Origin of the sequence: Pseudomonas sp. FSL R10-2189, assembly GCF_009600325.1 — a bacterium.
Taxonomy (GTDB): Bacteria; Pseudomonadota; Gammaproteobacteria; order Pseudomonadales; family Pseudomonadaceae; genus Aquipseudomonas; species Aquipseudomonas helleri.
Window position 1 is genome coordinate 56,538 of record NZ_WIVZ01000004.1, and the last position, 24,414, is coordinate 80,951.

The 24,414-nt window shown below is 59.5% G+C and carries 23 protein-coding genes; 12 read left to right on the forward strand and 11 right to left on the reverse strand.

Going from position 1 to position 24,414, the window contains the following annotated elements:
- Nucleotides 1–80: 80 nt before the first annotated feature.
- Together GHO32_RS04665 and GHO32_RS04670 are read right to left on the reverse strand one after the other, a co-directional pair.
- Nucleotides 81–296, reverse strand: a complete 216-nt coding sequence (locus GHO32_RS04665) for a TIGR02450 family Trp-rich protein (protein WP_368668419.1) — start codon at nt 294–296, stop codon at nt 81–83.
- Nucleotides 293–1,279, reverse strand: a complete 987-nt coding sequence (locus tag GHO32_RS04670; protein WP_153333357.1) for an NAD(P)/FAD-dependent oxidoreductase — start codon at nt 1,277–1,279, stop codon at nt 293–295. The genes GHO32_RS04665 and GHO32_RS04670 overlap by 4 nt, the downstream gene beginning before the upstream one ends.
- Before the next feature lie 192 nt (nt 1,280–1,471).
- On the opposite strand from GHO32_RS04670, the gene GHO32_RS04675 reads away from it, so the two are divergent.
- The gene (locus GHO32_RS04675) at nt 1,472–2,374 is read left to right on the forward strand and encodes a TIGR01777 family oxidoreductase (RefSeq protein ID WP_153333355.1); all 903 of its coding nucleotides are present in this window, start codon (nt 1,472–1,474) and stop codon (nt 2,372–2,374) included.
- Between the two features lie 13 nt (nt 2,375–2,387).
- Nucleotides 2,388–3,413, forward strand: a complete 1,026-nt coding sequence (gene hemH, locus GHO32_RS04680; RefSeq protein ID WP_123749600.1) for a ferrochelatase — start codon at nt 2,388–2,390, stop codon at nt 3,411–3,413.
- 95 nt (nt 3,414–3,508) lie between these two features.
- Here hemH and GHO32_RS04685 read toward each other — a convergent pair whose 3' ends face one another.
- A complete protein-coding gene (locus GHO32_RS04685) occupies nt 3,509–4,783 on the reverse strand; it encodes a uracil-xanthine permease family protein (protein WP_153333353.1) in 1,275 nt (424 codons plus the stop codon).
- Between the two features lie 4 nt (nt 4,784–4,787).
- Nucleotides 4,788–5,423 (reverse strand): uracil phosphoribosyltransferase, encoded by a 636-nt coding sequence (upp, locus tag GHO32_RS04690; protein ID WP_048368393.1) that lies wholly within the window; start codon nt 5,421–5,423, stop codon nt 4,788–4,790.
- Nucleotides 5,424–5,590: 167 nt separating this feature from the next.
- Here upp and GHO32_RS04695 point away from each other — a divergent pair, with 167 nt between their 5' ends.
- Together GHO32_RS04695 and GHO32_RS04700 are read left to right on the forward strand one after the other, a co-directional pair.
- Nucleotides 5,591–6,148, forward strand: coding sequence for a hypoxanthine-guanine phosphoribosyltransferase (locus GHO32_RS04695; RefSeq protein WP_153333351.1), 558 nt, complete (start codon nt 5,591–5,593; stop codon nt 6,146–6,148).
- 91 nt (nt 6,149–6,239) lie between these two features.
- Nucleotides 6,240–7,181, forward strand: a complete 942-nt coding sequence (locus GHO32_RS04700; protein WP_048368391.1) for an AEC family transporter — start codon at nt 6,240–6,242, stop codon at nt 7,179–7,181.
- Here GHO32_RS04700 and GHO32_RS04705 read toward each other — a convergent pair.
- From GHO32_RS04705 to gatC, 6 genes are all read right to left on the reverse strand, one after another.
- On the reverse strand, nt 7,178–7,549 hold the full coding sequence (locus GHO32_RS04705) for a carboxymuconolactone decarboxylase family protein (protein WP_048368390.1): 372 nt from the start codon (nt 7,547–7,549) through the stop codon (nt 7,178–7,180). The genes GHO32_RS04700 and GHO32_RS04705 overlap by 4 nt on opposite strands.
- An 11-nt stretch (nt 7,550–7,560) precedes the next feature.
- Nucleotides 7,561–8,601 (reverse strand): calcium/sodium antiporter, encoded by a 1,041-nt coding sequence (locus GHO32_RS04710; protein ID WP_153333399.1) that lies wholly within the window; start codon nt 8,599–8,601, stop codon nt 7,561–7,563.
- A 51-nt stretch (nt 8,602–8,652) separates the two neighbouring features.
- Nucleotides 8,653–9,024: a septal ring lytic transglycosylase RlpA family protein gene (locus GHO32_RS04715; RefSeq protein ID WP_153333349.1), complete on the reverse strand. Its 372-nt coding sequence runs from the start codon at nt 9,022–9,024 to the stop codon at nt 8,653–8,655.
- Between the two features lie 112 nt (nt 9,025–9,136).
- Nucleotides 9,137–10,582, reverse strand: coding sequence for an Asp-tRNA(Asn)/Glu-tRNA(Gln) amidotransferase subunit GatB (gatB, locus tag GHO32_RS04720; protein ID WP_153442784.1), 1,446 nt, complete (start codon nt 10,580–10,582; stop codon nt 9,137–9,139).
- A gap of 10 nt (nt 10,583–10,592) precedes the next feature.
- Entirely contained in the window at nt 10,593–12,044 is a 1,452-nt protein-coding gene (gene gatA / locus GHO32_RS04725) for an Asp-tRNA(Asn)/Glu-tRNA(Gln) amidotransferase subunit GatA (RefSeq protein ID WP_153333347.1), read from the reverse strand.
- A 15-nt stretch (nt 12,045–12,059) separates the two neighbouring features.
- Entirely contained in the window at nt 12,060–12,347 is a 288-nt protein-coding gene (gene gatC / locus GHO32_RS04730) for an Asp-tRNA(Asn)/Glu-tRNA(Gln) amidotransferase subunit GatC (RefSeq protein WP_048368386.1), read from the reverse strand.
- Between the two features lie 210 nt (nt 12,348–12,557).
- Here gatC and mreB point away from each other — a divergent pair, with 210 nt between their 5' ends.
- The 8 genes from mreB to tldD all read left to right on the forward strand — a co-directional run bounded on the left by mreB (nt 12,558) and on the right by tldD (nt 23,774).
- Nucleotides 12,558–13,595, forward strand: coding sequence for a rod shape-determining protein MreB (gene mreB / locus GHO32_RS04735; protein WP_002555108.1), 1,038 nt, complete (start codon nt 12,558–12,560; stop codon nt 13,593–13,595).
- A gap of 191 nt (nt 13,596–13,786) precedes the next feature.
- Nucleotides 13,787–14,809, forward strand: coding sequence for a rod shape-determining protein MreC (gene mreC, locus GHO32_RS04740; protein ID WP_372239786.1), 1,023 nt, complete (start codon nt 13,787–13,789; stop codon nt 14,807–14,809).
- Entirely contained in the window at nt 14,809–15,297 is a 489-nt protein-coding gene (mreD, locus tag GHO32_RS04745; protein ID WP_048368384.1) for a rod shape-determining protein MreD, read from the forward strand. Before mreC ends, mreD begins: the two co-directional genes overlap by 1 nt.
- A 52-nt stretch (nt 15,298–15,349) precedes the next feature.
- Nucleotides 15,350–15,958, forward strand: coding sequence for a nucleoside triphosphate pyrophosphatase (locus GHO32_RS04750; RefSeq protein ID WP_153333343.1), 609 nt, complete (start codon nt 15,350–15,352; stop codon nt 15,956–15,958).
- 53 nt (nt 15,959–16,011) lie between these two features.
- Entirely contained in the window at nt 16,012–17,469 is a 1,458-nt protein-coding gene (gene rng, locus GHO32_RS04755) for a ribonuclease G (protein WP_048368382.1), read from the forward strand.
- Between the two features lie 75 nt (nt 17,470–17,544).
- Nucleotides 17,545–21,357 (forward strand): YhdP family protein, encoded by a 3,813-nt coding sequence (locus GHO32_RS04760; protein WP_153333341.1) that lies wholly within the window; start codon nt 17,545–17,547, stop codon nt 21,355–21,357.
- Between the two features lie 63 nt (nt 21,358–21,420).
- Nucleotides 21,421–22,269 carry a carbon-nitrogen hydrolase family protein gene (locus tag GHO32_RS04765; protein ID WP_153333339.1) on the forward strand — a complete coding sequence of 283 codons (849 nt, stop codon included), beginning with the start codon at nt 21,421–21,423 and terminating at the stop codon, nt 22,267–22,269.
- Nucleotides 22,270–22,331: 62 nt separating this feature from the next.
- Nucleotides 22,332–23,774 (forward strand): metalloprotease TldD, encoded by a 1,443-nt coding sequence (gene tldD / locus GHO32_RS04770; protein WP_048368379.1) that lies wholly within the window; start codon nt 22,332–22,334, stop codon nt 23,772–23,774.
- A 44-nt stretch (nt 23,775–23,818) separates the two neighbouring features.
- Here tldD and yjgA read toward each other — a convergent pair whose 3' ends face one another.
- Nucleotides 23,819–24,340 (reverse strand): ribosome biogenesis factor YjgA, encoded by a 522-nt coding sequence (gene yjgA, locus GHO32_RS04775; protein ID WP_048368378.1) that lies wholly within the window; start codon nt 24,338–24,340, stop codon nt 23,819–23,821.
- Nucleotides 24,341–24,414: the final 74 nt, after the last annotated feature.

A 24,414-nucleotide genomic window follows, 5' to 3' on the forward strand; every position in this document is an offset into this window, starting at 1 on the left:
GTACAACTTGGTTTCATCATAAGCGCAGGCTTGTACAAGTCAAATATCTTGTAAAGGTATTTGAGGTTTAGGCTGGTCGGTTACAGCCAGCCCAGCTTCCATTCATCGGCGGCTTGCAAGTGTTGCCATGGCATACGCTGGTTGCGCTGGGTGAGCACGGCCTGAAGCTCGACTTCCAGCACAGTGCCTTCTTCGTCGCAGAACAATTGGGTGACCAGAAAGTGTTTTTCGCGGTGTTTGGGCTGGGCTGCCGTCCATTTGGACAGCAGCAGTTTGCGCGGATTAATGCGATTCACGACAAGTGCTCGATCAATCGGCGGGCGGCTTCCTGGCCGCTGAGCCAGGCCCCTTCGACCCGGCCAGACAAGCACCAGTCGCCGCAGGCATAGAGTCCTAGGTCAGCATCGGTCAGGGCGCCCCATTCATGAGCTGAAGACGGGCGGGCGTAAAGCCAGCGATGGGCCAAGGTGAAGACCGGCGCCGGCATGGTGCAGTGGATCAGCTCGGCAAAGGCGCCGTGCAAGTGTTCGATCACGGCCTCTTTGGGCAGGTCGAGGTTCTGTTTGCTCCAGGCGCTGGTCGCGTGCAAAACCCAGGTGTCCGGGGTGTCTTCGCGGCCGGGCTTGCTGCGGTTGCGGGCCAGCCAGTCGAGCGGGCTGTCTTGTATAAAGCAGCCCTCCATCGGGGTGTCGAGCGGTGTTTCGAAAGCCAAAGCGACGGCCCAGGTAGGGTCCATCTTGACCCCGGCAACGGTGGTGGCCAGTTTAGGTGCTGCGGCCAGCAGAGCGATTGCCTGCGGGGCAGGGGTGGCAACAATCACATGGCTAAAAGGGCCATGGGTGCATTCGTCTGAGTCGAGCAAATGCCAGTGTTTTTCGCCGTGGATCAAATCGGTAATTCGGCACGAAAAGTTCACCGTCAGGCGCCCAAGCATCCCGCGTGTGATTGCGCTCATGCGCGGTGCGCCGACCCAGCGGGTTTGCTCGTCGGGCGAGGGGGTCAGTTGGCCGTTTTTGTGGTTGTACAAATGCGGGGACCATTCGGCAGCCCAGCCATGGGCTTGCCACTGCTGGACTTCATCGACAAATCGACGGTCACGGGCAGTGAAATACTGTGCACCCAGATCCAGCGCGCCGGCATCGCTGCGCTTGCTCGACATGCGCCCGCCGCTGCCTCGACTTTTATCAAAAAGATGAACCGCATAACCGGCCTTGTGCAGCGCGTTGGCGGCTGAGAGTCCGGCAATGCCGGCTCCGATGATCGCAATGGGTACAGTCATATTGGTCTCGTTCCCCTGTTTGCACAGACTTCGTTTTCTATAATACCTGTACAAAATTATTTTTTGGTATAGGTTTTAGTGCGCCTGCCGAGTCAGACTGACCTATTCTTTATAAGGCTAATGGCCCATTAATGGGCCTTATTTTAAAAATAGACCAGTGCTCTGCATAAAACTCCTCGGGAGGTTCACCCCATGCACATATTGCTGACCGGCGGTACAGGCTTGATAGGCCGCCAACTGTGTCGTCACTGGCTGGCGCAAGGTCATCGCCTGAGTGTGTGGAGCCGCCAGCCTGAACGCGTGCAAGCACTGTGCGGGGCGTGCGTTCGGGGCATCGAGCACCTGGTTGAGTTAAGCCACGAGCCAGTAGACGTCGTGGTCAATCTGGCCGGGGCGCCGATTGCCGGCGGCCGCTGGACACGCAAGCGTAAGGCGCAGTTGTGGAGCAGTCGGGTCACGCTCACTGAAACGCTTTTAGTCTGGCTCGAAAGCCTCGAACACAAACCTTCGGTGCTGATCTCCGGGTCGGCCGTTGGCTGGTATGGCGACGGCGGTGAGCGTGAACTGACCGAAGAGTCGCCGCCGGTCAACGACGATTTCGCGTCCCACTTGTGCATTGCCTGGGAAGAAACTGCTCAGCGTGCCCAAGCCTTGGGCATTCGTGTGGTGCTGGTGCGCACGGGGTTGGTGTTGGCGGCTGAAGGCGGCTTTTTGTCGCGCCTGTTGCTGCCGTTCAAGATGGGCTTGGGCGGCCCGGTGGGCAACGGTCGGCAATGGATGTCGTGGATTCACATCAAAGACCAAATTGCCCTGATTGATTTTCTTGTGCATGAGAATGCCGCCTCGGGTCCTTATAATGCCTGCGCCCCGCACCCGGTTCGCAACGCTGAGTTCGCCAAAACCTTGGGCAGCGTGTTGCACCGCCCTGCGTTCATGCCAGCACCGGCGTTTGTTTTGCAGGTGGGATTGGGCGAGATGGCAACGTTATTGTTGGGTGGCCAGCGGGCAATGCCCGCCCGCTTGCTGGCTGCCGGTTTCACTTTTCAGTTCACCGATTTGCGTGCGGCGCTAGACGATCTTTCCGCCCGCCTCTGAAATAGGATGTTGCATGACCGACCACGCGCTGTTGCTGGTTAACCTGGGTTCGCCGGCGTCTACTTCGGTAGCGGATGTACGCAGCTACTTGAACCAGTTTTTGATGGACCCTTACGTCATCGATTTGCCGTGGCCTGTGCGTCGACTGTTGGTGTCCTTGATTTTGATCAAGCGGCCCGAGCAGTCGGCGCATGCCTACGCCTCGATCTGGTGGGACGAAGGCTCACCGCTGGTGGTGTTGAGCCGCCGCTTGCAGCAAGCCATGACCCGCGAATGGACCAAAGGCCCGGTCGAGCTGGCCATGCGCTATGGCGAGCCGTCGATTGAAACCGTGCTCACGCGTCTGGCTGCGCAAGGCATCAAGCAGGTGACGCTGGCGCCACTGTATCCACAGTTCGCGGACAGCACCGTGACCACGGTGATTGAAGAAGCCAAGCGGGTGGTCAAGGCCAAAAAACTGTCGATGCAGTTCTCGATTGTGCAGCCGTTTTACGATCAGGCTGAATACCTTGATGCCTTGGTGGCCAGCGCCCGGCCGCACCTTGAGCAAGACTACGATCACTTGTTGCTGAGCTTTCACGGCTTGCCTGAGCGGCATTTGCACAAGCTGGACCCGACCGGCAATCACTGCTTCAAAAATGCCGATTGCTGCCAGAATGCCTCGACTGAAGTGCTGGCGACCTGCTACCGGGCGCAATGCTTGCGCACCGCGCAATCGTTTGCCGAGCGCATGGGCTTGCCTGAGGGCAAGTGGTCGGTGGCCTTTCAGTCGCGACTGGGCCGGGCCAAGTGGATCGAACCGTACACCGAAGCGCGTCTGGATGCGTTGGCCAAAGACGGCGTGAAGAAAATTCTGGTGATGTGCCCGGCGTTTGTCGCCGATTGCATCGAGACCCTGGAAGAGATCGGCGATCGCGGACGCGAGCAGTTTATTGAGGCGGGGGGCGAGGAGCTGGTGCTGGTGCCGTGTCTCAATGACAACCCGGAGTGGGCGGCGGCGTTGAATACTATCTGTGAAAGGGCGCCGTTGGCGCTATAAAAGCCGCAAAGACTGTAGGAGCGAGCTTGCCTCGCGATCTTTTAAATGATCAAAAGATCGCGAGGCAAGCTCGCTCCTACAGAGATCAGGCCGATTTATAGAATCGGCTCATCACCTTTCTTGTTCTTCCAACTGTCATTGCCCGGCAAAAGCAGGTTGAGTGCAATCGCCACGATGGCGCACAACGCGATGCCTTTAAGGCCGAAGTCTTCAGGGCCCATCCCTGTGCCGATCAGCACGCCGCCAATCCCGAAGACCAAGGTCACCGACACAATCACAAGGTTGCGCGCTTCGCTCAGGTCTACCTGATGGCGGATCAGGGTGTTCATCCCGACCGCAGCAATCGAACCGAACAACAGGCACAAAATCCCGCCCATCACCGGTATCGGAATGCTTTGCAGCAATGCGCCGAACTTACCGATAAAGGCCAGGCTGATGGCGAAAATCGCCGCCCAGGTCATGATTTTCGGGTTGTAGTTCTTGGTCAGCATCACCGCGCCCGTCACTTCGGCGTAGGTGGTGTTCGGTGGGCCACCCAGCAAGCCTGCGGCGGTGGTCGCAAGACCGTCACCGAACAGGGTGCGGTGCAAGCCCGGCTTTTTCAGATAGTCACGACCGGTCACGCTGCCTACGGCAATCACGCCGCCAATGTGTTCAATGGCCGGGGCCAGGGCCACGGGGACGATAAACAGAATCGCCTGCCAGTTGAACTCGGGGGCCGTGAAGTGCGGGAGGGCAAACCATGGCGCGGCGGCGATTTTGGCCGTGTCGACCACACCAAAGTAAAACGCCATCGCAAAACCCACCAGCACACCGGCAATGATCGGCACCAGGCGGAAGATGCCTTTGCCGAACACGGCCACGATCAAGGTGGTCAGCAGCGCTGGCATCGAGATCATCATGGCTGTTTGGTAATGGATCAGCTCAGTGCCGTCTTCAGCACGGCCCATGGCCATGTGCGCAGCAATGGGCGCCATCGCCAGGCCGATCGAAATAATCACCGGGCCGATCACCACAGGTGGCAGCAGGCGATCAATAAAACCGGTGCCTTTAAGCTTTACCGCGAAACCGAGAAAGGTGTACACGAAACCGGCTGCCATCACGCCGCCCATGGTCGCGGCCAGACCGAATTGGCCCTTGGCGAGAATGATCGGAGTAATGAAAGCGAAACTCGAAGCCAGAAAGACCGGAACCTGACGGCGGGTCACTATCTGGAACAGCAGAGTTCCGAGACCCGCCGTGAACAGCGCTACGTTAGGGTCGAGGCCAGTAATCAATGGCATCAATACCAAGGCGCCGAAAGCCACGAACAACATCTGCGCGCCAGAGATGATCTGGCGCCAGAGTGGGTCGTTGAACTCGTCCTGCATGTGATTAATCCTTTTGCTTGGTGCCGAAGATCTTGTCGCCAGCATCGCCCAAGCCCGGAATGATGTAGCCGTGTTCGTCCAGACGGTGATCGATGGACGCGGTATAGATGGTCACGTCCGGGTGAGCCTTTTCAACGGCGGCAATCCCTTCTGGGGCAGCGACCAGCACCATGGCGCGGATCTCTTTGCAACCGGCTTTTTTCAGCAGGTCGATGGTGGCAACCATGGACGAACCCGTGGCCAGCATCGGGTCGATGATCATCGCCAGACGCTCGTCGATTTCTGGAACCAGTTTTTCCAGATAGGTGTGGGCCTGCAGGGTTTCTTCGTTACGGGCAACGCCGACAGCGCTGACTTTGGCACCCGGGATCAGGGTCAGTACGCCTTCCAGCATGCCGATGCCGGCGCGCAGGATAGGCACGACGGTAATTTTCTTACCGGCAATTTTTTCAACTTGGACAGGGCCGCTCCAGCCTTCAATCTCGTAGGTTTCGAGGGTCAGGTCACTGGTGGCTTCGTACGTCAGCAAGGCGCCGACTTCTTGGGCGAGCTCACGGAAGTTCTTCGTGCTAATGTCTGCACGGCGCATCAGGCCGAGCTTGTGACGGATCAGCGGATGGCGGATCTCACGGATGGGCATAAGTAAAGGCTCCGGTTGGGCAGGCAAAAAAAGCGGCCTAGATTAATCTAATCCGGGGTGATGTCCTACAAACATTAATGCACGTTAGTCCATAAATGCTTGATCTGAGCCATGCGTGTGCGTACCTTTGCCCGCTTTTCTGGCAAACCACCCCCCTGGAGAGCGTCATGTCTGCTGATCTCGAGCATATCCGTCAAGTCATGCGAGAGGCTGACTGCCTGTACACCGAAGCCGAGGTTGAGGCAGCGATTGCCCGCGTTGGCGCGCAGATCACAGCTGAAATGGCTGAATTCAATCCAGTGGTTTTTTGTGTGATGAACGGCGGCCTGATTTTCGCCGGCAAGCTGCTCACCCACCTCAAATTCCCGCTTGAGTCGTCTTACCTGCACGCGACCCGCTACCGCAACCAAACCAGCGGCGGCGACCTCTTCTGGAAAGCCAAGCCAGAAGTGTCCTTTATGGACCGTCACGTGCTGATCATCGATGACATCCTCGATGAGGGCCACACCCTGAGCGCAATCGTTGATTTCTGCAAACACGCGGGCGCCCGTCAGGTGCACACGGCGGTGCTGATCGACAAAGACCACGACCGCAAGGCCAGCCCGGACCTTAAAGCCGACTACGCCGGCCTGCCGTGCATTGACCGTTATATTTTCGGTTACGGCATGGATTACAAAGGTTACTGGCGCAACGCTGCCGGGATCTTCGCCGTTAAAGGTCTGTAAGCCCGAGTGATGAAGCTTCCTTGTGGGGAAGCTTCAGCCAGTTTCTGGCACATGCATTAGTTTTTTAACGACCTCACACGAGCGTGTTTGCATGCTGGCTATCTTTTTTCTGACCCTCTCGATCACCGCCCCGGTGTTTGCCATGCTCTTTATGGGCATTGTGCTCAAGCGGGTGGGCTGGATTAACGACAACTTTATCCACACGGCGTCGGCACTGGTGTTTAACGTCACCATGCCGGCGTTGTTGTTTCTGGGGATTGTCCACGCCGACCTCAGAACCGCCATGCAGCCCAAGGTGCTGGGCTATTTCACCCTGGCGACACTGGTGTGTTTTGGTCTGGCCTGGGGCTGGGCGATCTGGCGTTGCCCGCGTGAAGATCGCGGCATCTATACCCAAGGCGCCTTTCGCGGCAACAACGCGGTGATCGGCCTGGCCCTGGCGGCCAGCATGTATGGCGACTACGGCATCTCGCTGGGGGCGGTGCTCGCGGGGTTGGTGATCCTGTTGTACAACACCCTGTCGACGATTGTGCTGGCGGTGTACAGCCCGGTGATCAAGTCCGACCCGTGGAGCGTCTGCAAAAGCGTGGTGAAAAACCCGCTGATTATCAGCGTGCTGGCGGCGATCCCGTTTGCGGTGTTCAAGATCACGCTGCCGGGCTGGTTGCAGGCCTCGGGTGAATACCTGGCGTCCATGACCTTGCCGCTGGCGCTGATTTGTATCGGCGGCACCTTGTCTCTGGCGTCCCTGCGCAAAAGCGGCAACCTGGCGTTGAGTGCCAGCCTGGTCAAAATGATCAGCCTGCCGCTGGTGGCCACACTGGGGGCGTGGCTCCTGGGCTTTCGCGGGCCGGAGCTGGGGACGTTGTTCCTGTACTTCGCCAGCCCGACAGCCGCCGCCAGCTACGTCATGGCGCGCGCGGCCAACGGCAACCACGAACTCGCCGCCTCGATTATCGTGATCACCACCTTGATGGCGGCCATCACGACCAATATCGGGATCTTTGTATTGCAGTGGGGCGGCTGGATTTAGCCTTTATAGGCGTCGATCACTTCCTGAGCTGCCCGAAACGCATCAATGGCCGCCGGTACGCCGGCGTACACCGCGCAGTGCAGCAGCGCTTCGCGGATCTCGTCGACGGTGCAGCCGTTATTCAGCGCGCCGCGTACGTGGCCTTTGAGTTCTTGCGGGCACTTGAGCGCGGTGAGGGTGGCGAGGGTGATCAGACTGCGGGTTTTTAGCGACAGCCCCTCGCGGTTCCACACGCCGCCCCAGGCGTGTTCGTTGACGAAGTCTTGCAGCGGTTGGGTGAAGTCGGTGGCATTGCCCAGGGCGCGGTCGACAAATTCATCGCCCATCACCTGGCGGCGCATTTCAAGTCCGGTCTTTTTGTTGTCCATCGCAAAACTCCTCAGTGTTGTCGTCGCCAGGCGCGCAGGGTACTGAACAGCAGAAACACCAGCAGCGCCGGCAAGATGTAAAACAGCATCAGGTGTTCGAGCCTGCCCGCCAGCGGCATGCCGGTGGTGAACGACACCACATGCAGCGCATACGCCAGGTACAGCCCCAAAAACAGCAAGCCTTCGGCGCGGGTGACGCGGTAGCCGGTATAGAACACTGGCAGGCACAACACGGCGACGCCGAGCATTACCGGCAGGTCAAAAGCCAGGGCGTTGGGTGATACCGACAGCGGTTCGGGGCTGATCAGCGCGGTGAGGCCGAGCACGCCGAGCAGGTTGAGGACGTTGCTGCCAATCACGTTGCCGACGGCAATTTCACGTTGTCCGCGAAAGGCTGCAATCAGTGAGGTGGCCAGCTCCGGCAGCGAAGTGCTGACGGCAATGATGGTCAGGCCGATGATGCGCTCGGACAGCCCCAGTTCGGTGGCCACGCCGACGGCGGCGTCCAGCAACAGATGCCCGGCAGCGCCCAGCAAGACCAAGGCCATAAGCATCATCAGAACGTTGACCGGCCACGATGTGGGCGGTCGGTCGTGGCTGACGTGATGGTGCCCGCTGTGGCGTGACTGGCGAAGCAGCAAGCCGAGGTAAATCACCAGACCGACCAGCAGAATGGCGCCATCGAGGCTATCCAGTTGTTTGCTCAGGGCCAGGCCGAATACCAGCGCGCTGGCGATGATCATCAAGGGGATATCGAGCCGCACCAGTTGGCGTGACACGCGCAGGGGAATAATCAGTGCCGACAGGCCGAGGGTGACGAGGACGTTGAAAATGTTGCTGCCGATGACGCTGCCGACGGCAATGTCCGGGGTGTCGTTAAACGCGGCTTGCAGGCTGACGGTCATTTGCGGGGCGCTGCTGCCGAAGGCGACCACGGTCAAGCCGATCAGCAGGGGGCGAACCTTCAGGTTGGCGGCCATGCGCACCGCGCAGTGCACCAGCAGTTCGGCGCCAGCAATCAGCATGGCGAGACCGCAGAGCAGTTGCAGCAGGTTCCACGGTGATAACGCGCTTAACCCCAAAATGGTGATTCACTCCATTGATTAGTCACTTAAACCCTGAACCCGGACCTTGGCCGTGCCGCTGCTGAGCATACCCAACTGTTGGGCGGCCTGGCGCGAAAGATCAATCAGGCGGCCGCGGGTATGCGGGCCACGGTCATTGATGCGCACCACCACCGATTTGTTGTTGCTGAGGTTGGTGACCACGACCCGTGAGCCGAAGGCCAGGCTGCGATGGGCGGCGGTGAGGGCGTTTTGGTCGAAGGGTTCGCCGCTGGCAGTCCGTTTACCGTGGTGCCGAGCGCCGTAATAAGAGGCAACGCCGGTTTCGTCATAGCCGCTCGGGTCTATGTCGTGGCTGGCGCAGCCGGTGAGCAAGCCGAGCAGGGCGCAGGCGCCGAGTAGCCGCTTCATGGGGGGGAGTCCTTTGTGTGCCCACTCATATCTGTAGGAGCGAGCTTGTCTCGCGATCTTTTGATCTTTAAAAGATCGCGAGACAAGCTCGCTCCTACAGTGAGTGTGCGATTTAGCCTTCGAGCTTGCTCTTGAGCAGTTCGTTGACTTGTTGCGGGTTGGCTTTGCCTTTGGAGGCTTTCATGGCCTGCCCGACGAAGAAGCCAAACATTTTGCCGCGTTTGGCTTCGTCAGCCGCGCGGTACTGTTCAACTTGCTCGGCGTTGGCCGCCAACACTTCATCCAGCACCTTTTCAATGGCGCCGCTGTCGGTGACTTGCTTGAGGCCTTGCTTGTCGATGACTTCGTCAGCAGTGCCTTCGCCGTTGGCCATCGCTTCAAACACCACTTTGGCGATTTTGCCGGAGATGGTGTTGTCCTTGATGCGCAGCAGCATGCCGCCCAGCAACTCGGCGCTGACCGGCGACTGGTCGATGTCCAGGCCTTGCTTGTTGAGCAGGCTGCCCAATTCAACCATCACCCAGTTGGCCGCCAGTTTGGCGTCGCCGCTGATGCTCACGACTTTTTCGAAGTAGTCTGCCTGTTCGCGGCTTGAGGCCAGAACGCTGGCATCGTAGGCCGACAGGCCGAACTGCGACTGGAAGCGCTCGCGTTTTTGCGGTGGCAGTTCCGGCAGGGTAGCGCGCACGTCTTCGATGAACGAGTCTTCGATCACTACCGGCAGCAGGTCCGGGTCGGGGAAGTAACGGTAGTCGTTGGCTTCCTCTTTGCTGCGCATGGCGCGGGTTTCGTCTTTGTTCGGGTCATACAGGCGCGTTTGCTGGATGACTTTGCCGCCGTCTTCGATCAGTTCGATCTGGCGCTGCACTTCGCTGTTGATCGCCTTCTCGATGAAGCGGAACGAGTTGACGTTCTTGATCTCGCAGCGGGTGCCGAACTCGGCCTGGCCGACCGGGCGTACCGACACGTTGCAGTCGCAACGCAGCGAGCCTTCAGCCATGTTGCCGTCGCAGATGCCCAAGTAGCGCACCAGTGCGTGCATGGCCTTGACGTAGGCAACCGCTTCTTTGGCGCTGCGCATGTCCGGCTCGGAAACGATTTCCAGCAGCGGGGTGCCTGCACGGTTGAGGTCGATACCGGTCGAGCCGCTGAAGTCTTCGTGCAGGCTTTTGCCCGCATCTTCTTCCAGGTGCGCACGGGTAATGCCGACGCGCTTGATGGTGCCGTCTTCCAGGGTGATGTCCAAATGGCCTTTGCCGACAATTGGCAGTTCCATCTGGCTGATCTGGTAACCCTTCGGCAGGTCCGGGTAGAAGTAGTTTTTGCGAGCGAACACGTTGTGCTGGCCGATTTCGGCGTCAACCGCGATGCCGAACATGACGGCCATGCGCACGGCCTCTTGGTTCAGCACTGGCAAAACGCCCGGCATGCCCAGATCAACCAGGCTGGCCTGGGTGTTTGGCTCAGCGCCGAACGTGGTGGCGCTGCCGGAGAAAATCTTCGATTGGGTGGCGAGCTGGGAGTGAATTTCCAGCCCGATCACAACTTCCCATTGCATATGTTTCTCCTCAGAAGCCGGCAGGTGAGCGCGTGTGCCAGTCAGTGTTCAACTGATACTGGTGAGCGACATTGAGCAAGCGGCCTTCCTGGAAGTACGGCGCAAGCAACTGCACGCCGACGGGCAAGCCATCGACAAAACCGGCTGGCATCGACAGGCCCGGCAGGCCCGCGAGGTTGGCGGTAATGGTGTACACGTCTTCCAGATAGGCAGACACCGGGTCGCTGTTTTTAGCGCCGATTTTCCAGGCCGGGTTAGGCGTGGTTGGGCCGAGGATGACGTCGACTTCGTTGAAGGCTGCGACAAAGTCGTTTTTGATCAGGCGACGGATTTTTTGCGCTTGCAGGTAGTAAGCGTCGTAGTAACCGGCCGACAGGGCGTAGGCACCGACCAGAATCCGGCGCTGGACTTCCGGGCCGAAGCCTTCGGCGCGCGAACGCTTGTACAGGTCGGTCAGGTCTTTCGGGTCTTCACAGCGGTGGCCGAAGCGCACGCCGTCAAAACGCGACAGGTTGGAAGACGCCTCAGCGGGCGCGATCACGTAGTACGCAGGGATCGCGTGCTGCATGTTGGGCAGGCTGATGGTCTTGATCACCGCGCCGAGCTTTTCGAGCTCTTTGATGCTGTTGTGCACCAGTTCGGCAATGCGCGGGTCGAGGCCTTCGCTGAAGAACTCGGCAGGCACACCAATACGCAGGCCTTTGAGCGAGCTGTTGAGGTCGGCGCTGAAGTCCGGCACCGGTTCGTCGATGCTGGTGGAGTCTTTAGAATCGAAGCCAGCCATGCCTTGTAACAAAATCGCGCAGTCTTCAGCGGTGCGTGCCAAGGGGCCGCCCTGATCAAGGCTGGAGGCGTAAGCGATCATGCCCCAGCGCGATACCCGACCGTATGTCGGCTTGAGGCCGGTGAGGTTGGTCAGCGCAGCGGGCTGGCGGATCGAACCGCCGGTGTCGGTGCCGGTCGCTGCCGGTAACAGACGAGCGGCAACGGCGGCTGCCGAACCACCCGACGAACCGCCAGGTACGTGCTCAAGGTTCCACGGGTTTTTGACCGCGCCGTAGTAGCTCGATTCGTTGGCCGAGCCCATCGCGAACTCGTCCATGTTGGTCTTGCCCAGGCTGACCGCGCCAGCCTCGGCGAGCTTGGCAACCACGGTGGCGTCGTACGGTGCCTTGAAGTTGTCGAGCATCTTCGAGGCACAGCTGGTGCGCACGCCCAGGGTGCAGAACAGGTCTTTGTGCGCGATCGGCGCGCCCAGCAGGGCACCGCTTTCACCGTTGGCGCGACGTGCGTCAGCAGCCTTGGCCTGCTCGATGGCGAGGTCTTCGGTGAGGGTGATGAAGCTGTTGAGCTGTGGATCGAGCTGGGCGATACGCGCCAGCAAGGTCTTGGTCAGCTCTTCAGAAGAAAACTTTTTATCGGCGAGTCCGCGGGCGATCTCGGCCAGAGTCAATTGATGCATGCAGGCTCTTTCCCTTTACTCGATGACTTTCGGAACCAGATAGAGGCCGTTTTCGACCGCTGGTGCGATGGACTGGTAAGCCTCGCGATGATTGCTTTCAGTCACGACGTCAGCGCGCAGGCGCTGGCTGGCTTCCAGTGGGTGGGCCAGCGGCTCGATACCGGTGGTGTCGACAGCCTGCATCTGATCAATCAGCCCCAGAATGCTATTAAGGGCTTCGGTGGTGCGTGGGAGATCGGCATCATTGAGACCCAGACGGGCCAAATGTGCGATTTTTTCCACGTCGGAGCGTTCTAGCGCCATGGGATTCTCCAGTGGAAAACAGGACGGATGGTGTCCGTGTGTTAGATTGTCGGAACACTACCGCATTTCTACGGTCATATGGCCGCGATTGTGGGGGTTGGTGCACGGAAAAGCGGTCAATTTAACATATTGGCGCCTTGCCCAAAATCCCTGTCGTTGTTAGAGTTTGCCGCACTTTTTTACCCACGCGTTGCCTAGGGTCCCTTTCCCATGTTCAAGAAACTGCGTGGCATGTTTTCCAGCGATCTTTCCATCGACCTGGGCACTGCCAACACCCTTATTTACGTGCGTGAGCGCGGTATTGTCCTGAATGAGCCATCGGTTGTGGCTATTCGGACACACGGTAACCAGAAAAGTGTCGTTGCCGTCGGCACCGAGGCCAAGCGCATGCTCGGCCGTACACCTGGCAACATTGCTGCCATTCGTCCGATGAAGGATGGCGTGATTGCCGACTTCAGCGTCTGCGAGAAGATGCTGCAGTACTTCATCAACAAAGTGCATGAAAACAGCTTTTTGCAGCCAAGCCCTCGGGTTTTGATTTGCGTACCGTGCAAATCGACTCAGGTAGAGCGTCGCGCCATTCGTGAGTCGGCACTCGGTGCCGGTGCCCGTGAAGTATTCCTGATCGAAGAACCGATGGCCGCGGCCATTGGTGCTGGCTTGCCGGTTGAGGAAGCACGCGGTTCGATGGTCGTCGATATCGGTGGTGGTACCACAGAAATCGCGCTGATCTCCCTGAACGGTGTGGTTTACGCTGAATCCGTACGGGTTGGCGGCGACCGCTTCGACGAAGCGATCATCACTTATGTGCGTCGTAACTACGGCAGCCTGATCGGCGAGTCGACAGCTGAGCGCATCAAGCAGGAAATCGGCACAGCCTACCCGGGCGGTGAAGTGCGTGAAGTCGACGTACGCGGCCGTAACCTGGCAGAAGGCGTTCCACGTGCATTCACCCTGAACTCCAACGAAGTGCTCGAGGCTCTGCAAGAGTCGCTGGCAACCATCGTTCAGGCCGTGAAAAGCGCACTGGAGCAGTCTCCGCCAGAGCTGGCTTCGGACATCGCCGAGCGTGGCCTGGTACTGACCGGTGGTGGCGCCTTGCTGCGTGACCTCGACAAGCTGCTGGCCCAGGAAACAGGTCTGCCGGTGATCGTTGCCGAAGACCCGCTGACCTGTGTTGCCCGTGGTGGTGGCCGTGCGCTGGAAATGATGGATAAACACACAATGGACCTGCTCTCCAGCGAATAAGATCGCCGGTGCAGGCCAATGGTTATCACCAAAAGGTAGCACTTTGCAGTGCTGCCTTTTGGCGTTTATCTTTTGCCAATCTTCATCCAGGCCGCTTTAACGCCGTATGAATACATTGAACACTTGCCCGGGAGGGGCGGCTTATTAAACCGCTCTTTTCTAAAGGCCCCTCATTGGGCGTGCGCTTATTGGTGCTGGTCGTGCTATCGGTCGCGCTGATGGTGGTAGATGCCCGTTTCACGTTGCTCAAGCCGGTGCGCAGCCAGATGTCGCTGGTGCTGATGCAAACCTACTGGGTGACCGATTTGCCGCAACGCCTGGTTCAGGGGGTTGCCAGCCAATTTGGCAGTCGCACCGAACTGGTGGCTGAAAACGAGAAGCTCAAAACTGAAAACCTTCTGTTGCAAGGCCGCATGCAAAAGCTGGCAGCCTTGACCGAGCAGAACGTTCGCCTGCGCGAGTTGTTGAACTCCTCGGCGCTGGTGAACGAAAAGGTTGAAGTGGCCGAGCTGATCGGCATGGACCCGAACCCGTTCACCCATCGCATCATCATCAACAAGGGTGAGCGCGACGGCGTAGTACTGGGGCAGCCGGTGCTCGATGCACGCGGGTTGATGGGGCAGGTGGTCGAGTTGATGCCGAACACCTCGCGTGTCCTGTTGCTCACCGATACCACCCACAGCATTCCGGTACAGGTGAATCGCAACGGCCTGCGCGCCATTGCCAGCGGCACGGGCAACCCAGAGCGGCTTGAACTGCGTCACGTGGCCGACACGGCGGATATCAAAGTAGGCGACCTGCTGGTCAGCTCGGGCCTGGGGCAACGCTTCCCGGCCGGTTACCCGGTGGCCACGGTCAAAGAGGTCATTCACGACTCGGGCCAGCCATTTGCCATTGTGCGGGCTGTGCCGACTGCCGCTTTGAACCGCAGCCGCTATTTGCTGCTGGTGTTCAGCGACAGCCGCACCCCTGAAGAACGCGCCAATGACGCCGCTCAAGCCCAAGAGGCCGAGCAGCGGGGTGAAGCACCGCCGGTGGTGCCGGCCACTGTGCCCAAGCCAGCGCCAACGGCCGCCGCACCTGCTGCCCCTGTCGCCGCACCAGCGGTGACGCCAGCCCCGGCTGCAACTGATCCCAAGACCGTGAAAAAACCTGTACCCGCCGCAGCCAAGCCGCCAGCCGCTGCGCCGGCCACTACTCGGGAGAGGGAATAATGGCGGGCACTCATTCGCGAAACGGCTGGATTGTCTGGCTGACGTTTGCCATCGGCCTGTTGCTCAGCGTTTCGCCGCTACCGCAGTTCATGGAAATCCTGCGCCCGTTGTGGCTGGCCCTGTTGCTGGCATTCTGGGCCCTGGCCTTGCCGCACAAGGTGGGCATGGTCACCGCCTGGTGCCTGGGCTTGATGGAAGACGTGCTGTACGGCACCTTGCTGGGCCAGAATGCATTGATTCTGACCCTCATCACCTTTTTGGTATTGTCGCTGGCGCAACGGTTGCGCACGTTCCCGATGTGGCAGCAAAGCCTGGTGATCCTGGTCATATTTGGCCTGGCTCAACTGGCTCAGCTATGGCTGAGTGCCTTGACCGGCAATCGCCAGCCCACGCTGGCGTTGGTATTGCCTGCGCTGGTCAGTGCGCTGTTGTGGCCATGGGTGAGCTACGGGCTGCGCGGTTTGCGCCGACGTTTCAAAATCAATTGACTGGATCGCGAGCCATTTCCTGGTTTGTGCACGTAGACAGGGAGATGTCTTGATGACTCCGCTTTTTCTGGCCTCTGGCTCACCGCGCCGCCGCGAGTTACTGACTCAAATCGGCGTGCCGTTCCAGGTGGTCAGCGCCTCCATAGACGAAACTCCCCTCTCTGACGAATGCCCTGCGGCCTATGTCGAGCGCCTGGCGCGAGCAAAGGCCCGTGCGGGGCGCGAGCACCTGCTCGGGGCCTCGGTAAGCGCGCCATTCTGTGTATTGGGCGCCGACACTGCCGTCGTACTGGATGATCAGATTCTCGGCAAACCGGTCGACGAGGCCGATGCCTTGTCTATGCTCATGGCGTTGTCTGGCCGGGAGCATGAAGTCTTGACGGCCATTGCCATTCTGGCGGCCGAGCGTTGCGAAACCCGTGTGGTGCGCAGCCGGGTCAGTTTCAGAACCATCAGCCAGCAAGAAGCCGGCCAATATTGGGCCAGTGGGGAACCTCAGGACAAAGCCGGTGGCTACGCCATTCAAGGGTTGGCCGCGGTTTTTGTGGCGGGCCTTAATGGCAGTTATTCCGGGGTTGTGGGTTTGCCCGTGTGCGAAACCGCAGAACTGCTCGGGCAATTCGGCATACCCTGTTGGCAAACCTTATCGAGCGCTGAATAACGCGCCTTACATGACTTGGCACTAATGCTATGACGCCTGAACGAGACCCAGCCATGAGTGAAGAGATTCTGATCAACATCACGCCGATGGAATCGCGCGTGGCCGTGGTAGAGAACGGTGTTCTGCAAGAGGTGCATGTCGAGCGTACCCAGCGCCGTGGCATTGTTGGCAACATTTACAAGGGCAAGGTGGTGCGGGTATTGCCTGGCATGCAGGCTGCCTTTGTCGACATCGGTCTGGACCGTGCCGCCTTTATTCACGCGTCTGAAATTTCCCTGCGTGAAGGCCAGGCCGTTGAGAGCATCAGCGCGCTGGTGCACGAAGGTCAAAGCCTGGTGGTGCAAGTCACCAAAGACCCGATTGCGTCAAAAGGCGCACGCCTGACCACGCAGCTGTCGATTCCTTCGCGCTACCTGGTGTACATGCCGCGCACCGCTCATGTCGGCATTTCGCTGAAGATCGAAGACGAAGCCGAACGTGAGCGCCTCAAGCAAGTGGTCAGCGATTGCGTGGCGCAAGAAGGCATCAAGGAAGCGGGTGGCTTTATCCTGCGCACGGCCGCTGAAGGCGCCGGGGCGGATGAGATCCTGATGGACATTCGCTACTTGCGCCGCCTGTGGGACCAAATCGGTCTGCAGATCAAAACGGCGGGCGCTCCTAGCGTTATCTATGAAGACTTGGGCCTGGCGCTGCGCACCTTGCGTGACCTGGTTAGCCCCAAGATCGAAAAAATCCGTATCGATTCGCGAGAAACCTTCCAGAAGACCACACAGTTTGTGGCTGAACTGATGCCGGAAATCGCCGACCGCCTTGAGCATTACCCCGGCGAGCGGCCGATTTTTGACCTGTATGGCGTAGAGGACGAAATCCAGAAGGCGCTGGACCGCAAAGTGCCGCTCAAGTCGGGTGGTTATCTGGTAGTCGACCCGGCCGAAGCGATGACCACCATCGACGTCAACACCGGCGCGTTCGTGGGCCATCGCAACCTTGAAGAAACCATCTTCAAGACCAACCTCGAAGCGGCAACAGCCATCGCCCGGCAACTGCGCCTGCGTAACCTGGGCGGCATCATCATCATTGACTTCATCGACATGGAAGATGAAGAGCACCAGCGCCAAGTGCTGCGCACCCTCGAAAAGCAGCTGGAACGTGATCACGCCAAGACCAACATCATCGGTATCACCGAGTTGGGGTTGGTTCAGATGACGCGCAAACGCACTCGCGAAAGCCTCGAGCAAGTGCTCTGCGAACCCTGCGTGTGCTGCCAGGGGCGCGGCAAGCTGAAAACCCCTGAAACCATTTGCTACGAAATCTTCCGCGAAATTCTCCGTGAAGCCCGCGCGTACCAAGCCGTTGGCTATCGTGTATTAGCAAACCAGCGTGTTGTTGACCGTTTGCTGGACGAAGAGTCGGGCAACGTCGCCGAGCTGGAAGGATTTATCGGGCGTACCATCCGTTTTCAAGTAGAAACTCAGTACTCCCAGGAACAATACGACGTGGTACTGCTCTGAAGTATCTGAACGCGTATTCGCATGACAGGGGGCTGGGCGCAGCCCCCTCGACCATCACTGAAGGGGCCACCTGACATGGAGCGTCTGACACGCTTTTTTGCCGCGCTGACCCGCTGGGGATTAGGTCTATGTGCGCTGGTTCTGGTACTTACGGCGCTCTACGTCAGCTTGGGTCGTGAGCTGACGCCTCTGATTGCCGAATACCGCGCAGAAATCCAGACCAAGGCCCGTGATGCCTTGGGCATGCCGTTGACCATTGGCAGCCTTGAAGGCAGCTGGAAGGGCATGGCGCCAGTGCTGCTGGCGCACGACGTGATGGTCGGCGAGGGCAGCAGTGCCCTGCGGCTGGACAACGTGAAGGTGGTGCCCGATGTCTGGGCCAGCCTGCTCAATCGCGATGTGCGGCTTGCCAGCGTGCAACTGGGCGGCCTGCAACTGAGCGCCCGTCAGGACAAGGACGGCCATTGGGCGCTGGAAGGGCTGCCCGTGCAGGACGATCAGCCACTGGACCCCGAGCAACTGCTGAATCAATTGCAGCGGGTGGCGCGGGTGTCGGTCCTCGACAGCCAGGTGACCCTCGAACCCTTCAATCATGCGCCGATGACCCTGACCTATGTCGGGCTGACGCTGGACGTGGGGGCTTCTGACCAGCGTCTGGATGCGCGGTTGACTCTGCCCGACGGCCAGCCGCTGGCGCTGAGCCTCAAGACCCAGATCCAGGCCAGCCGCTGGCGCGACGGTGCCGCACAGGCCTATCTGAGCTTGCCGCAGAGTGACTGGGCCAAATGGCTGCCGGCCAACTTGATCCAGCCGTGGAAAGTCTCTGAGTTAAAAGCCGGTGGCGAGTTCTGGTTCAACTGGGGCCATGGCACCGTGCAAAGCGCGGTGGCGCGTCTCAATGCGCCCAAGCTGAGCGGTGCCTATGCCGATCGCAAAGCCGAAACCCTCGACAACCTGGCGCTGCATGCCTGGGTCGAACGTGGCAAACGGGGGTTCACGGTTACCCTCGATTCACTGGCAATGAACATCGCTGACAAGCGCTGGGAAACCCGCCTGCAGTTGCAACAGTTCGCCGCCACCCAAGGCGAGCAGGAACGTTGGCATTTACAGGCCGATCATCTGGACCTGACGCCGATCACCCCGTTAATGGATTCGCTGGCGCCGGTGCCAGAAGCCGTCGCCAAGGTGATTGACCAACTGAGCGTCACCGGCACCTTGCGCAACGTCCTGGCCGACTACCGGCCAAATGCGACCGACGATCAAAAAATCAGCTTCGCCGCCAACTTGCAGCAAGTGGGTTTCAATGCCACCCACGGGGCACCGGCGGCGCGTAACGTCAGCGGGCTGATCAGTGGTGACCTGGGCAAGGGCGAATTGCGCCTCGACAGCAAAGATTTTGTCCTGCACCTGGACCCGATTTTCGACAAGCCCTGGCAGTACCTGCAAGCCAATGCGTTGCTCAAGTGGACGCTGGATAAAAACAGCTTCACTTTGATCGCGCCCTACATCAAGGTGCTGGGCGAAGAGGGCAAGATTGCCGCTGACTTCTTGATCCGCATCCACATGGATCACTCTCAGGAAGACTACATGGACCTGCGCGTCGGTCTGACCGATGGCGATGGTCGATTCACCCCCAAGTATCTGCCAGCTGTTTTGAGTCCTGAATTGTCTGAATGGTTAAGAACGGCGATTCTAAAAGGCTCGGTGGAAGAGGGCTTTTTCCAGTACCAAGGCTCACTGGACCACGATGCCGTGGACGCGGCGCGTAACATCAGCCTGTTCTTCAAGGTGCATGGCGCTGAGCTGGCGTTCCAGCCTGGCTGGCCACATGTGCGCGATGTCTCCGGTGACGTGTTTATCGAAGACAGCGGTGTGCGGATCATGGCCAGCAAAGGCCTGTTGCTCGACACCAAAGTGCGCAACGTTGCGGTCAATATCCCTCACGTTCACGCAGGCAAAGTCTCTCACTTGTTTTTGGACGGTGACTTCGATGGCGGTTTGGGCGATGGCCTGAAAATTTTGCAAGAAGCGCCGATTGGCACTGAATCGACCTTTGCCGGCTGGCAAGGCGAAGGCTCGCTCAAGGGCCGTGTTGATCTCGACATCCCGCTGGAACATGGCGAAGAACCGAAAGTCGTGGTGGATTTCAACACCGACAAGGCCCGCCTGAAAATCAGTGATCCAGAACTTGAGCTGACCCAACTCAAAGGCGACTTCCGCTTCGACAGCGCCAAGGGCCTGAGCGGCAAAGCCATCAGCGGCCGGGCATTCGATCAGCCGATCAAGGCGCAAATCTTTGCCGAGGGCAAGTCGGGCAAGCTGAGTACCCGCGTGGTGGCAAGTGGTCAGGTCGGGGTTAAAAAACTGACCGACTGGCTCAAGTTCAATCAGCCGATTCCGGTGTCCGGGATGCTGCCTTATCAGTTGCAATTGACCCTGGACGATGCCGACAGCCAGTTGCGGGTCAGTTCGTCACTCAAAGGGGCGACTATCGATTTGCCAGCACCGTTTGGCCTGGCCGCCAATGAAAGCCGCGACGCGGTGTTTCGCATGACCTTGCAAGGGGCCGAGCGCCGTTACTGGTTTGACTACGGTGACTTGGCGAACCTGACCTTTGCCGCCCCCAACGGCAAGTTTGAAGACGGCCGGGGTGAGTTGTTCCTGGGGTATGGAGACCCGGTGTTGCCGGTGACCAAGGGCTTGCGCATTCGCGGTGTGCTGTCAGAACTGGACGTTGCCCCGTGGCAGGCACTGGCCGAGCGCTATGCGGGCAAAGACCCGGGCGGCAGCGCCAAACAACTGCTCAGCAGTGCCGACTTCAAAGTGAACAAGCTCATCGCCTTCGGTACTCAGCTTGATCAGGTGCGGCTGCAAATGAAGCGCAGCGGGGCGGCCTGGGACCTGAACATCAACAGCAAACAGGCGACGGGCGCTGTCACGCTGCCGGACGCGAAGAACGCGCCGATCAAAGTGACGATGCAAACCATCCGCCTCCCGGCGCCAGACCCTAAAGCGGTGAGCGACCCCAATGCGCCGGACCCGCTGGCGTCGGTTGATCCGCGCAAGATCCCGGCACTCGACATCATCATTCGCCAGCTCTATCAGGGCGCTGATTTGCTCGGTGCCTGGTCGCTCAACATCAGGCCGACCACACGCGGGATCAACCTCAATAACCTGAGCCTGGGCCTCAAGGGCTTGCTGCTCGAAGGCTCGGGCGGCTGGGAAGGCGTTGCCGGGGCCAGCAACAGCTGGTATCGGGGCCGGATTGGCGGTGGCAACCTGGCTAACGTGCTGCAGGGCTGGGGCTTTGCCCCAAGCGTGACCAGTGAGGATTTCAAAGTCGATATCGATGGCCGCTGGCCGGGCTCGCCGGCCTGGATTGGCCTGAACCGGTTCTCTGGCACCCTCGATGCCACCTTGAATAAAGGCCGCTTTGTTGAGGTCGACGGCAGCACACAGGTGGTGCGTATTTTTGGCCTGCTGAACTTCAACGCCATTGGCCGGCGTCTGCGCCTGGACTTCTCGGACCTGTTCAGCAAAGGGCTGAGCTACGACCGGGTCAAAGGCTTCCTGACCGCCAACAACGGCGTATACCGCACCACCTCGCCGATCCTCATGACCGGTCCGTCGACTAACCTTGAACTCAGTGGCACCTTGAACATGGTTTCTGAACAGGTCAATGCGAAACTGCTGGTGACCTTGCCCGTGACCAACAACCTGCCCCTGGCGGCCTTGTTGGTGGGCGGCCCGGCAGCGGGCGGTGCGATGTTCCTGCTCAATAAGCTGATCGGTGATCAGGTGTCGCGTTTCGCCAGCGTGCAATACAGCATTCAAGGCCCATGGAACGACCCGAAAATCACCTTCGACAAGCCATTTGAGAAAAACTAGGAGTAGCATGACCACGGCAGTGCCGGTAGGGGCACTGTCTACACAGTCCATCAAGGGGGCGTCATGTCGTTTGCAGTGATTCAAATGGTTAGCCAGAGCGATGTGCTGGCCAACTTGGCTCAGGCCCGGCGCTTGCTTGAAGACGCAGCGCAGCGCGGGGCGCAACTCGCGGTGCTGCCGGAAAACTTCGCTGCCATGGGCCGTCGCGATATCGCTGATGTGGGGCGCGCCGAGGCATTGGGCAAAGGTCCGATCCTGCCATGGTTGAAACAGACCGCGCGCGACCTCAAGTTATGGATAGTGGCGGGCACTTTGCCGCTGCCGCCAGCGGGTCAGCCAGACGCCAAGGTCAATGCCTGTTCATTGTTGATCAACGCCGACGGTGAGCAAGCCGCGCGGTACGACAAGCTGCATTTGTTTGATGTGGATGTGTCTGATAGCCGGGGTCGTTATCGCGAGTCGGATGACTACGCGCCCGGTGAGCATGTGGTGGTGGCCGATACGCCGGTGGGAAAATTGGGCCTGACCGTGTGCTACGACCTGCGTTTTCCGGAGCTGTACAGCGAATTGCGGGCTGCCGGGGCTGAGTTGATCACCGCGCCTTCGGCCTTTACCGCCGTGACCGGCGCCGCACATTGGGACATTCTGATTCGGGCACGGGCCATCGAAACCCAATGTTATGTACTGGCCGCCGCTCAAGGCGGTGTTCACCCGGGCCCGCGTGAAACCTACGGGCATGCGGCGATCATCGACCCATGGGGCCGGGTGTTGGCGGAACAGGCGCAAGGCGAGGGCGTATTGCTGGCCGCGCGTGATGCCGACGAACAAGCCGCTATCAGGGCGCGCATGCCGGTGGTGAACCACCGGCGGTTTTTTTCGCAGGGCGCACAGCGACCTGCACAGCAGGACTAATTTTCAGGCCCGTGGGTTCAGTGCATCCATGATGCTGAAGCAAGGGCCAAGACGGAGTGAATATGAGCGAGTTGTTGACCTCAGTCAGCGAACACCTGTTGGCACCGGGCGGTGTCACCCTCGACAGCCTGCAAGGCGTATTGGGTGACTTGGCCGGGCCGGGCATTGATGCGGCAGATTTGTATTTTCAGGGGCAGATTTCCGAATCCTGGGCACTGGAAGACGGCATCGTCAAAGAAGGCAGCTTCAACCTCGATCAGGGTGTTGGTGTGCGTGCCCAGTCCGGTGAAAAAACCGGTTTTGCTTACAGCAATGCCATCACCCTGGAAGCTTTGGGGCTGGCGGCGCGAGCTGCCCGCTCCATCTCCCGTGCCGGGCAAAACGGCACGGTGCAAGCCTTTACAACCCAGGACGTGGCGCAACTGTACGCCCCGGATAACCCCCTGGAAGTCATCACCCGCGCCGAAAAAGTTGAGTTGCTCAAGCGCGTCGATGCGGCCACCCGTGCTCTGGACCCACGCATCCAGCAAGTGACCGTGAGCATGGCCGGGGTGTGGGAGCGCATTCTGGTGGCCTCCACCGACGGCGGCCTGGCAGCCGATGTGCGCCCGCTGGTGCGTTTCAATGTCAGTGTGATCGTCGAGCAAAATGGCCGTCGCGAGCGCGGTGGCCATGGTGGCGGTGGTCGTACCGATTACCGCTACTTCCTGACCGACGACCGCGCCATGGGCTACGCCCGTGAGGCGTTGCGCCAGGCGCTGGTCAACCTCGAAGCCGTGCCGGCCCCTGCGGGCACCATGCCGGTGGTTTTGGGCTCCGGCTGGTCGGGCGTGTTGCTGCACGAAGCGGTAGGGCACGGCCTTGAAGGCGATTTCAACCGCAAAGGCAGCTCGGCCTACAGCGGCCGTATGGGCGAAATGGTTGCTTCCAAACTGTGCACCATCGTCGATGACGGCACCCTGGCCGGTCGTCGTGGTTCGTTGAGCGTCGATGACGAAGGCACCCCGACCGAGTGCACCACGCTGATTGAAAACGGCGTGCTCAAGGGCTACATGCAAGACAAGCTCAATGCGCGCCTGATGGGCGTCGCACGCACCGGTAACGGCCGTCGCGAATCCTATGCGCACTTGCCCATGCCACGCATGACCAACACCTACATGTTGGGTGGCGAAAGTGATCCGGCCGAAATCATCGCGTCGGTGAAAAAGGGCATTTACTGCGCCAATCTGGGCGGTGGTCAGGTCGACATCACCAGCGGCAAGTTTGTGTTTTCCACCAGCGAGGCTTACCTGATCGAAGACGGCAAAATCACTCGCCCAGTCAAAGGCGCGACCCTGATTGGCAACGGGCCGGAAGCGATGAGCAAGGTGTCGATGGTCGGTAACGACCTGTCGCTGGACAGCGGCGTCGGAACCTGTGGCAAGGATGGGCAGTCGGTACCGGTCGGTGTCGGGCAGCCAACCCTGAAAATTGATGCAATTACCGTAGGCGGTACGGGCGGTTGATGAAGAGCGGGTGGGTTGCAGGGCAACCCACCCACCTGCGAGATTTAACGCAGACCGCGTTGCGTCTCGTCCAACCCACGAATGTACTTGAACAATTTGCGGCTTGAGGCCGGTGCCTTGTTATGAGCCAGTTCGTGTTTGGCCTGACGGATGACCGAGCGCATTTGCTGGCGGTCAGCCTCAGGGAACTCGACAACAAATTTTTCCAGTACAGCGTCGTCGCCTTCGAGCAGGCGATCACGCCAGCGCTCAAGGTTGTGGAAACGCTCGTTGTATTGGCGAGAAGAGGCATCAACTTGATCGATCAAAGCAAGAATTTCGTCGATCGGTTGATCGCGCATCAGCTTGCCGATGAACATCAGATGGCGCTTGCGCGCAATATGAGCCGTGTGTTTTGGAGCATCTGCCAGAGCCTTGCGCATAGCGTCAGTCAAAGGCATTTTGTTCAGCAAATCAGGCTTGAGCGTTGTAAGACGCTCGCCCAGATCAACCAGAGCATGCAGCTCTTTCTTGACCTGTGTTTTGCTTTTTTCGCCGTCGAAGGCGTCGTCGTAAGAATCAACCATGGTGGCAGTCCGCAAAGAAACGCCGCCATGATAACCAGTCGGAGGCCGCTTGTCCGGCCTGGTCGCTCGGCGGC